Source organism: Xanthomonas sp. LMG 12460, assembly GCF_009192895.1.
GTDB classification, from domain to species: domain Bacteria; phylum Pseudomonadota; class Gammaproteobacteria; order Xanthomonadales; family Xanthomonadaceae; genus Xanthomonas_A; species Xanthomonas_A sontii.
Genome location: NZ_NKUH01000100.1, coordinates 25359 through 35845, shown reverse-complemented (window position 1 = coordinate 35845; position 10487 = coordinate 25359). Strand labels below are relative to the sequence as shown.

General features: G+C 69.8%; 6 protein-coding genes and 1 riboswitch. Of the genes, 3 read left to right on the top strand and 3 right to left on the bottom strand.

What is annotated here, in order from left to right; genetic code table 11:
- On the top strand, nucleotides 1-1995 hold a 1995-nt coding region (locus CEK66_RS17830), incomplete at its 5' end, for a M2 family metallopeptidase (RefSeq protein ID WP_152237805.1).
- 30 nt (nucleotides 1996-2025) lie between these two features.
- Here the strand turns inward: CEK66_RS17830 and CEK66_RS17825 are convergent.
- Genes CEK66_RS17825 through CEK66_RS17815 form a run of 3 tightly spaced genes read right to left on the bottom strand, consistent with a single transcriptional unit; the run spans nucleotide 2026 to nucleotide 4271 of the window.
- The gene (locus CEK66_RS17825) at nucleotides 2026-2556 is read right to left on the bottom strand and encodes a GNAT family N-acetyltransferase (protein ID WP_152237804.1); all 531 of its coding nucleotides are present in this window, start codon (nucleotides 2554-2556) and stop codon (nucleotides 2026-2028) included.
- Nucleotides 2557-2559: 3 nt separating this feature from the next.
- Nucleotides 2560-2970: a hypothetical protein gene (locus CEK66_RS17820; protein WP_017910138.1), complete on the bottom strand. Its 411-nt coding sequence runs from the start codon at nucleotides 2968-2970 to the stop codon at nucleotides 2560-2562.
- 50 nt (nucleotides 2971-3020) lie between these two features.
- Entirely contained in the window at nucleotides 3021-4271 is a 1251-nt protein-coding gene (locus CEK66_RS17815; RefSeq protein WP_226978669.1) for a multidrug effflux MFS transporter, read from the bottom strand.
- Nucleotides 4272-4559: 288 nt separating this feature from the next.
- A riboswitch (glycine riboswitch) is annotated at nucleotides 4560-4664 on the top strand.
- Between the two features lie 102 nt (nucleotides 4665-4766).
- On the opposite strand from CEK66_RS17815, the gene gcvP reads away from it, so the two are divergent.
- On the top strand, nucleotides 4767-7628 hold the full coding sequence (gene gcvP / locus CEK66_RS17810; protein ID WP_148828806.1) for an aminomethyl-transferring glycine dehydrogenase: 2862 nt from the start codon (nucleotides 4767-4769) through the stop codon (nucleotides 7626-7628).
- A gap of 232 nt (nucleotides 7629-7860) precedes the next feature.
- Nucleotides 7861-9975: a catalase gene (locus CEK66_RS17805; protein ID WP_152237803.1), complete on the top strand. Its 2115-nt coding sequence runs from the start codon at nucleotides 7861-7863 to the stop codon at nucleotides 9973-9975.
- Nucleotides 9976-10487: the final 512 nt, after the last annotated feature.

Below are 10487 nucleotides of genomic sequence, written 5' to 3'. Positions count from 1 at the left end.
GCGCTGTGCCTCGGCGCGAGCCTGCTGACGCTGTCCGCCTGCCGCAAGGAACCCGCGGCCGAGACCGCCGCCCCCGCCGCGGCCCAGCCCCAGGGCGAGAGCGCCGACCAGTTCGTCGCCCGCATCAACGAGGAGTACCGCGCGCTGCTGCCGGAACTGACTGCGGCGCAGTGGCTGTCGGCGACCTACATCAACGGCGACAGCGAGCGACTGGCGGCCAGGGCCAACGCGCGCTGGCTGACCACGCTCAACGGCTGGATCGCGCAGGCCCGGCGCTACGACGGCAAGCCGATGTCGGCCGACAGCGCCCGCGCACTGCGCCTGCTGCAGCAGATGACCGCGATGCCGGCGCCACGCGATCCGGCGCGGCTGGGCGAACTGGCCGGGCTGGCGACGAAGATGGAAGGCGCCTACGGTGCCGCGTCCTACTGCACCGGCGAGGGCGACGCGCGCCGTTGCCGGCAGTTGGGCGAACTGGAGGACGTGCTGCGCCGCAGTCGCGACTACGACCAGCAACTGGATGCCTGGCAGGGCTGGCACGCCGCCGTGCAACCGATGCGCAAGGATTACCAGCGCTTCGTCGAACTGGTCAACGAAGGCGCGCGCGACATGGGCTACGCCGACACCGGCGCACTGTGGCGCAGCGGCTACGACATGCCGCCGGCACAGCTCGCCGCCGAGACCGACCGGCTGTGGACCCAGGTCAAGCCGCTGTACGAACAACTGCACTGCTACGCGCGCGGCAAGCTCGACGCCGAATACGGCAAGGACAAGGGCGAACTGGCCGGCGGCCTGCTGCCAGCCCATCTGCTCGGCAACATGTGGCAGCAGGACTGGAGCAACCTGTGGGACCTGCTGCAGCCCTACCCCGGCGCCGGCAGCCTGGACATCACCGACGCACTGGAGCGGCAGTACCAGGGCAACCTGAGCGCGGCGCTGGCGCGGCGCAACGGCGACACCTCGCCGGAAGCGCGGTTCATGGCCCAGCGCGAGGCGCAGTTGCTCAGCGCGCGGCAGATGACCGAGCGCGCGCAGGACTTCTACACCTCGCTGGCGATGCCCAGGCTGCCCGACAGCTACTGGACGCGCAGCCAGTTCATCAAGCCGCTGGACCGCGACGTGGTCTGCCACGCTAGCGCCTGGGACATGGACATGGCCGGCGACGTGCGCACCAAGATGTGCGTCAAGCCGAACGAAGAGGACTTCACCACCATCTATCACGAACTCGGCCACGTCTATTACGACCTGGCCTACAACCCGCTGCCGCCGCTGTTCCAGGCGGGTGCCAACGACGGCTTCCACGAAGCCATCGGCGACACCGTGGTGCTGGCGATGACCCCGCAGTACCTGCATTCGATCGGCCTGGTCGACGCACCGCAGGTCGGCCGCGAGGCGCTGATCAACGCGCAGATGCGCATGGCCCTGAGCAAGGTCGCGTTCCTGCCGTTCGGGCTGATGATCGACCGCTGGCGCTGGGGCGTGTTCGACGGCTCGATCGCCCCGGACCGCTACAACCAGGCCTGGTGGGAGCTGAAGGCCAGGTACCAGGGCGTGGCGCCGGCGACACCGCGCGGCGAGGACTTCTTCGACCCCGGCGCCAAGTACCACGTGCCGGCCAACACCCCCTACACCCGCTACTTCCTCTCGCACATCCTGCAGTTCCAGTTCTACAAGAGCCTGTGCGACGCCGCCGGCTACAAGGGCCCGCTGTACGAGTGCACCTTCTACGGCAACAAGGAGGCCGGACAGAAGTTCTGGTCGATGCTGCAACGTGGCGCCAGCCAGCCGTGGCAGGCCACGCTCAAGGAACTGACCGGCAGCGAGCGCATCGACGCCGGCCCGCTGCTGGAATACTTCGCACCGATGCAGGAGTGGCTCAAGCAACAGAACCAGGGGCGGATGTGCGGATGGGAGGCGTCGGCGCCTGTCTCGGCGCAAACCACCTCGCCCGCATCCCCTACGCCGGCCCCGACCACGCCACCGTCTCGGCATTGAGCGCTGCCAGCCGCATGGGCCACCGCCAGCTCAGTCGTCCACCAACCGCGCCCAGCGCTCGTGGTCGCGCCACACCCCGCCGATGCGCAGGTAGCGTGGCGAATAGCCTTCGCGGCGGAAGCCGGCGCGCTGCGCCAGCGCCAGCGAGCGGGTGTTGTCCGGCTGGATGTTGGCTTCCACCCGGTGCAGGCCCAGTTCGGCGAAGGCGTAGGCCACGCATAGGCGCAGCGCATGCGTCATCAGTCCGCGGCCTTCGCAGCCGGCCATGGCGTGGTAGCCGAGGTAGGCGCTCTGGAAGCAGCCGCCGACCACCTGGCTGAAGGTGAACAGGCCGGCGAGCGCGCCGCTGCTGCGTTCGCGCGCCAGCAGGGCGATGTTGCTGCCGTCCAGAGTCTGCGCGTACCAGGCCTCGAAGCCAGGCACATCGGTGAACGGGTAGGTCCACGGGTGATGCAGGGCGACGCTGGCGCGGTGCGCCTGGATCAGCGCGATGCCGTCGCGGCGCCGCACCCGCGCCAGCGACACGGCCTCCTGCGCAGCCTGGCCGGCGCTCTGGCCCATGCCTCAGGCCGGAGCCGCCGCGCCGTCGTCGCGACGCATGACCTGGGCGTGGCGCGTCTTGAACTCCTCGAAGCTCAGGCCCTGCGCCTGCGCATCGGCCTGCGCCGCGTCCTTCAGCGCGTCCGAGTACATCAACCGCACCGGCGTGCCGGCGCGCTCGTGCAGCTCCGCCGCCTGCATGATCAGCGAGAGCACCTGCGCGGCGCTCTCGCTCTGCCCGGCGATGCGCCCGTCCATGCCCAGCACCCACTCGCCGTCGCGGCGCACGATGCCGGCCAGCAAGGTGCGCTGCTGGTCGCGCAGTTCCGCATGCGGTTCGATGGGCGCGGCCGGCGCGGCGCCCTCGGCGCGGTGGCGCAGGCGCTCGGCCAGCTTCTTGCGCAGGTCGCGGCGCTGCTTGGACTGGATGGACATGCGGTTTCCTCAACGATGACCCGACGACGATAGCCCAACCGCGGCGATGCTCACAGCGGGTCGGCCGGTTCCAGCCGCGGCACCTGCGCATCCGGCCGCGGCAGGCGCTTGCCGCTGCGCCGCTCCCAACGCCAGAAGCCCCAGCCGAGCAGGAAGAACGCGCCCGAACCCAGCGCCAGGTGCAGGGCATGGCCGCTGAGCAGCGGCGACAGCACCCCGGCCACCAGCACGGTCACCATCAACTGGGTGAAGGCCTGCAGCGAGGAGGCCAGCCCGCGCTGGCGCGGGTACATGTCCAGCACCGCCAGCGCCAGGATCGGGAAGATCAGCGCGGTGCCCAGGCCGGCGAAGAAGATCGGCAGCACCGCCCACGGCAGCGCGATGGCAGGCGCCAGCGCGGTGTAGGCGATGTTGCCGGCCATCGACAGGCCGCAGCAGACGAAGCCGAAGCGCACCTGGCGCATCGGCCCCAGCCGCCCGGCCATGCGCCCGGACAGGAACGCGCCCAGGGTCATGCCGCCGATGGTGGGCAGGAACAGCCAGGCGAAGTCGCGCTCGGTCTTGCCCAGCAGGTCGATCATGAACACCGGCGCCGAGGCGATGTACAGGAACACCCCGCCGAAATTGAACGCGCCGGCCGCGGCCAGCCGCTGGAACCGCGGATTCAGCGCGATGCCGATGTAGTCGCGCAGCAGCGTGCGCGGCGCCAGCGGCGTCCGCGCCTGCGGCGGATGCGTCTCCGGCATCCAGCGCAGGGTCGCGACCAGCAACAGCGAGGAGAAGCCGACCAGGAACCAGAAGATCGTCGGCCAGCCGCGGCCGCTGCCCAGGATCCAGCCGCCGATGACCGGCGCGATCGTCGGGGCGATGCCGAAGATCATCGACACCTGGCTCATCAGCCGCTGCGCATCGTCGCCGTGGAACAGATCGCGGATCACCGCGCGACCGACGATCATGCCGACGCCGGCCGAGACGCCCTGCAGCGCGCGGAACACCAGCAGGGTCGGCAGGTCGCGCGACAGCGCACAGCCGGCCGAGGCCAGGATGAACACGACCAGCCCGGCCACGATCACCCGGCGCCGTCCCAACGCGTCGGACAGCGGCCCGTGGGCCAGGCCCATCAGCGCGTAGGCCAGCAGGTACACGCTCACCGTCTGCTGGATCGCCACCGGATCGGCATGCAGGCGCTGCGCCAGCTGCGGGAACGCCGGGAAGATCGTGTCGATGGAGAACGGACCGAACATCGCCAGCCCGGCCAGCAACAGGGCCATGCGGCGTGTGGACACGGACGGGAGCGTCATGGGGACATCATCCTGAAAGCCGGCCGCGGCGGCCGCAGGACGGGCGCACGCGCGGCGACGCCGTCCGGCATGGACGGGCGCGAGAAAAGGGAGTGCGGCCATGATACGCGCTGCGGCCGCAGGCGCGCATCCGCCGCGGCTTGCCCATTCAGGCTGGCGTGGGTGCGTGCGGCACGCCGTGGGCGCCGCCGGCCACGTTATAATCGCGGCGCAGCAAGGTGGGAGAAGCGGGGCGACCCGCTGCCGAAGGCGCAAACGCCCGTAATCGCTCAGGCCCGATACCACCCGCACCAAGACTCTGGAGAGACCGGTCAAACCCGGCGCCGAAGGGGCACGAAGCGCAGCGCCAGCCGCCGCTTCCAAACTCTCAGGCAAAAGGACAGAGGGGCATTGGGAAGACGCGTGCTTCCCGTCGATCGTGCCCGCCGCTGCGGCCCGACGACGGCCTTGCGCGCGTCCCCGCCTCCTCGTGCCTTCCTCAGCCGGACGACTGCCATGTCTCACACCTCTTCGCTGCGCGACCTCGAACACCACTGCGCCTTCATCGAGCGCCACATCGGCCCGAACGACGCCGAGATCGCGCACATGCTGCGCACCGTCGGCCACGACTCGCTGGAGGCGATGACCGACGCCATCGTGCCCGGCAACATCAAGTCGCCCGCCGCGCTGGCGTTGCCCGACGCCATCACCGAGGAGGAGGCGCTGGCCAAGATCCGCGCCATCGCCGACAAGAACACCGTGTTCCGCAGCTTCATCGGCCAGGGCTACTACGGCACCCACACGCCGAAGGTGATCCTGCGCAACATCCTCGAGAACCCGGCCTGGTACACCGCCTACACGCCGTACCAGGCGGAGATCTCGCAGGGCCGCATGGAAGCGCTGATCAACTTCCAGACCATGTGCGCCGACCTCACCGGCATGGAAATCGCCAACGCCTCGCTGCTGGACGAAGCCACCGCCGCGGCCGAGGCGATGACCCTGGCCAAGCGCTCGGCCAAGTCCAGGTCCGACACCTTCTTCGTGCACGACGCGGTGCACCCGCAGACCCTGGAACTGCTGCGCACCCGCGCCGAGCCGCTGGGCATCGTGCTGCGCGTGGGCACGCCGGAGGAAGCGCTGCAGGCCGAGTGCTTCGGCGTGCTGCTGCAGTATCCGGACAGCTTCGGCCACATCGGTGATCACCAGGCGCTGGCGGACGCGGTGCATGCGCAAGGCGGCCTGGTCGCCGTCGCCACCGACCTGCTCGCGCTGACCCTGATCGCCGCCCCCGGCGAATGGGGTGCGGACATCGTCGTCGGCAACTCGCAGCGCTTCGGCGTGCCGTTCGGCTTCGGCGGCCCGCATGCCGCGTTCATGGCCTGCCGCGACGCCTACAAGCGTTCGATGCCGGGCCGCCTGATCGGCGTGTCGATCGACGCCGCCGGCAACCCCGCCTATCGCCTCACCCTGCAAACCCGCGAGCAGCACATCCGCCGCGAGAAGGCCACCTCCAACATCTGCACCGCGCAGGTGCTGCTGGCGGTGATGGCCTCGATGTACGCGGTGTACCACGGCCCCGAGGGCCTGGTGCGCATCGCCCGCCGTACCCACCGCCTGGCCGCGATCCTCGCCGCGGCGCTGCGCGGCGCCGGCGTCGCCGTCGGCGAGCGCTTCTTCGACACCCTGCACGTCACCGGCGTCGATGCCGAGGCCATCCACGCCAAGGCGCGTGCGGCCGGCATCAACCTGCGCGCGATCGACAGCGCGTCGCTGGGCATCAGCCTGGACGAGACCGCCACCCGCGCCGACGTGGTCGCGCTGGCGCAGCTGTTCGGCGCGCAGGCCGACGTGGACGCGCTCGACGCCGCCACCGCCGATGCGCTGCCGCCGCAGTTGCTGCGGCACAGCGCGTTCCTGCAGCATCCGGTGTTCAACACCCACCACAGCGAGCACGAACTGTTGCGCTACATGCGCGCGCTGGCCGACAAGGACCTGGCGATGGATCGCACCATGATCCCGCTGGGCAGCTGCACCATGAAGCTCAACGCCACCGCCGAGATGATCCCGGTGACCTGGCCGCAGTTCGGCGCGATCCATCCGCTGGCCCCGGCCGAGCAGAGCGTCGGCTACAAGCAGCTGATCGACGAACTGGAAGCGATGCTGGTCGAGTGCACCGGCTACGACGCGGTCAGCCTGCAGCCCAACTCCGGCGCGCAGGGCGAGTACGCCGGCCTGCTGGCGATCCGCGCCTATCACCGCGCCCGCGGCGAAGGCCACCGCGACATCTGCCTGATCCCCGAATCGGCGCACGGCACCAACCCGGCCTCGGCGCAGATGTGCGGCATGACCGTGGTGGTGACCAAGTGCGACGGCAACGGCAACGTCGACGTCGCCGACATCCGCGCCAAGGCCGAGAAGTATTCGGACCGCCTAGCCGCGTTGATGATCACCTACCCGTCCACCCACGGCGTGTTCGAGGAAGACGTGGTGGCGATCTGCGAAGCGGTGCACGCGCACGGCGGCCAGGTCTACACCGACGGCGCCAACATGAATGCGCTGGTCGGCCTGGCCAAGCCCGGCAAGTGGGGCTCGGACGTGTCGCACCTGAACCTGCACAAGACCTTCTGCATCCCGCACGGCGGCGGCGGCCCCGGCGTCGGCCCTTGCGCGGTGAAGGCGCATCTGGCGCCGTACCTGCCCAAGACCCTGGGCGGCGACGGCGAGGTCGGCATGGTCAGCGCCGCCAGCTTCGGCAGCGCCTCGATCCTGCCGATCAGCTGGATGTACATCACCATGATGGGCAACAGCGGGCTGCGCAAGGCCACCCAGGTCGCGCTGCTCAACGCCAACTACATCGCCAAGCGCCTGGCGCCGTACTACAAGACGCTGTACACCGGCCGCAATGGCCTGGTCGCGCACGAGTGCATCCTCGACGTGCGCCCGCTGGAGAAGACCAGCGGCATCGGCGCCGAGGACATCGCCAAGCGCCTGATCGACTTCGGCTTCCACGCGCCGACGCTGAGCTTCCCGGTCGCCGGCACGCTGATGGTGGAGCCGACCGAGAGCGAATCGCAGCACGAGCTGGACCGTTTCATCGACGCGATGATCCAGATCCGCGAGGAGATCGCCGCGATCGAGGACGGCCGCCTGGACCGCGAGGACAACCCGCTCAAGCACGCCCCGCACACCGCCGCGCAGGTCACCGCCAGCGAGTGGACCCACGCCTACCCGCGCGAGCTGGCCGCGTTCCCGCTGCCGACGCTGAAGCAGCAGAAGTACTGGCCGCCGGTGGCGCGCGTGGACAACGTGTACGGCGACAAGAACGTGATGTGCGCGTGCATCCCGGTGGATGCGTACAAGGAAGACGCGGTGGTCTGAGCCGCGTTCTCGTTCGACGCTGCACCCGAGACCCAGCCTCGTGCGCGAGGCTGGGTTTTTTTATGCGTGCGCAGTGCGCGTACCGAGGTAGACAAGTGCGCGCGATGCGGCGCGTTGCACGGCTCGTTCACGCCGCGCCGCCCAGGATCGGGACTTCCGCCGCGCCCGCATCCTCACGCACCGGGCACCCCACCGCGACGCCTTCTTCCGCCACGCACCGGAGCGATCTCCCATGGCCAGCCGCAAGCGCACGCCCAGCGATTCCGCATCGTCCACCGCCCCCACGTCCACCGCCGCGCCCGCCGATCAGCGCGGCCATGGCGACGAACTGCACCAGCAGGCCGGCGGCACGCATCCGCCGCTGACCACCAATCAGGGCATTCCGGTCGCCGACAACCAGAACTCGCTGCGCGCCACGCCGCGCGGGCCGACGTTGCTGGAAGACTTCATCCTGCGCGAGAAGATCACCCACTTCGACCACGAGCGCATTCCCGAACGCATTGTGCACGCACGCGGCAGCGCCGCACACGGCTACTTCGAACTGACCAAGTCGCTGGCCAAGTACACCACCGCCGCGCTGCTCACCGAGGTCGGAGTGAAGACCCCGGTGTTCACCCGCTTCTCCACCGTCGCCGGCGGCGCCGGCTCGGTGGACACGCCGCGCGACGTGCGCGGCTTCGCGGTCAAGTTCTACACCAAGGAAGGCAACTGGGACCTGGTGGGCAACAACATCCCGGTGTTCTTCATCCAGGACGCGCTGAAGTTCCCCGACCTGATCCACGCGGTGAAGATGGAGCCGGACCGCGGCTTTCCGCAGGCGGCCAGCGCACACGACACGTTCTGGGACTTCGTCTCGCTGATGCCCGAATCGCTGCACATGATCATGTGGGCGATGAGCGACCGCACCATCCCGCGCTCGCTGCGCATGATGGAAGGCTTCGGCATCCACAGCTTCCGCCTGCTCGACGCCGAGGGCCGCAGCACGTTCGTCAAGTTCCACTGGCGGCCCAAGCTCGGCCTGCAGTCCACGATCTGGGACGAGGCGGTGAAGCTGGCCGGCGCCGACCCGGACTTCCACCGCCGCGACCTGTTCGAGGCGATCGAACGCGGCGACTTCCCGGAATGGGAACTGGGCGTGCAGTTGTTCACCCAGGAACAGGCCGACGCCTTCCCGTTCGACCATCTGGACGCCACCAAGCTGATCCCGGAGGAACTGGTGCCGCTGCAGATCGTCGGGCGCATGGTGCTGGACCGCTGGCCGGACAACTTCTTCGCCGAGACCGAGCAGGTGGCGTACTGCCCGGCCAACATCGTGCCCGGCATCGACTTCTCCAACGACCCGCTGCTGCAGGGCCGCCTGTTCTCGTACCTGGACACCCAGCTCAGCCGCCTGGGCGGGCCGAACTTCCACCAGTTGCCGATCAACGCGCCGAAGTGCCCGTTCGCCAACATGCAGCGCGACGGCCACATGCAGATGGGCGTGCCCAAGGGCCGCGTCGCCTACGAACCCAGCTCGCTGCAGGCCGACAGCCCGCGCGAGACCGCGCGCGGCTTCGTCAGCCACCGCACCCAGCCCGACGACGGCGCCAAGGGCCGCGTGCGTGCCGAGAGCTTCGCCGACCACTACAGCCAGGCGCGGATGTTCTACCGCAGCCAGACGCAGCCGGAACAGGCGCACGTGGCCTCGGCGCTGGTGTTCGAGCTGTCCAAGGTCGACACCGCGCACGTGCGCGAGGCGGTGGTCGGGCACCTGCGCCACGTCGATCCCAAGCTGGCGCAACGCGTCGCCGACGGCCTGGGCCTGGACGCGCTGCCGCCGGCGCCGCCGGCCGCGGTCGCGCCGCAGGACCTGCCGCTGTCGCCGGCGCTGCAGCTCATCGGCCGCATGAAGCCGACCCTGCAGGGCCGCGCGATCGGCATCCTGATCGACGAGGGCTCGGACGCGAAACTGGTGCGCGACCTGCGCAAGGCCGCCACCGACGCCGGCGCGGCGGTCAAGATCGTCGCTCCCAAGCTCGGCGGCGCCGTCCTCAGCGACGGCAAACGCCTGGCCGCCGACGGCCAGCTGGCCGGCACACCCTCGTTCGTGTTCGACGCGGTGGCGGTGGTGCTGTCGGCCGAGGCCGGCAAGCGGCTGAGCAAGGAGTCGGCGGCCATCGACTTCGTCAGCAACGCCTTCGCCCACCTCAAGGCGATCGCCGCCGACGCCGGCGCGCAGCCGCTGCTGAAGGCCGGCAATGTGCAGAAGGACGCCGGGGTGGTCGAGGCCAGCGACAGCAAGGGCTTCGTGACCGCGGCCAAGACCCGGCAGTGGAGCCGCGAGCCGAAGCTGCGCCTGCTGGCCTGAGCAAGGGCAGCGGTTTCCGCCATGGCGCCGCACGGCTGGCGCCATGGCGATGCCGGGAAAAGCTGACAGGGCGCCGGCTTCACGCGGAACCCGGGGCCACACGCTGGTCACGATCCAGGATCTTCGGCACGCGGCGACGCGATCGCCTCGGGACAGCCACACCCTCGCCTGATGGTCGCCCCCGCGCGTGCTCCGGACTGCCGTGCCGCACAGGCACCGATACGACCGCGAGGCGATCGGCGCCCGTCGCCACCGCCCCGACCGCGACCTGGATATGCCCCCTGCGAGGTCACGGCACAGGCCCCAAGGTGCGGCCCACTGGCGGCCGCAAAATCGCTTGGTCAATTTTTCGCCACCCCTCTTGACACTGTTGTGTCACGGGCCGGCATCGGCCTTATCCACAACCTTATGCAGAAGTCATCCACACCCCCTGTGGACAAGCCGCCGATGCCACCCTCACCGCACCGGAACATCCAAGTCATTGATTCGTGGTCAAAAAGCTTGTCACGCAC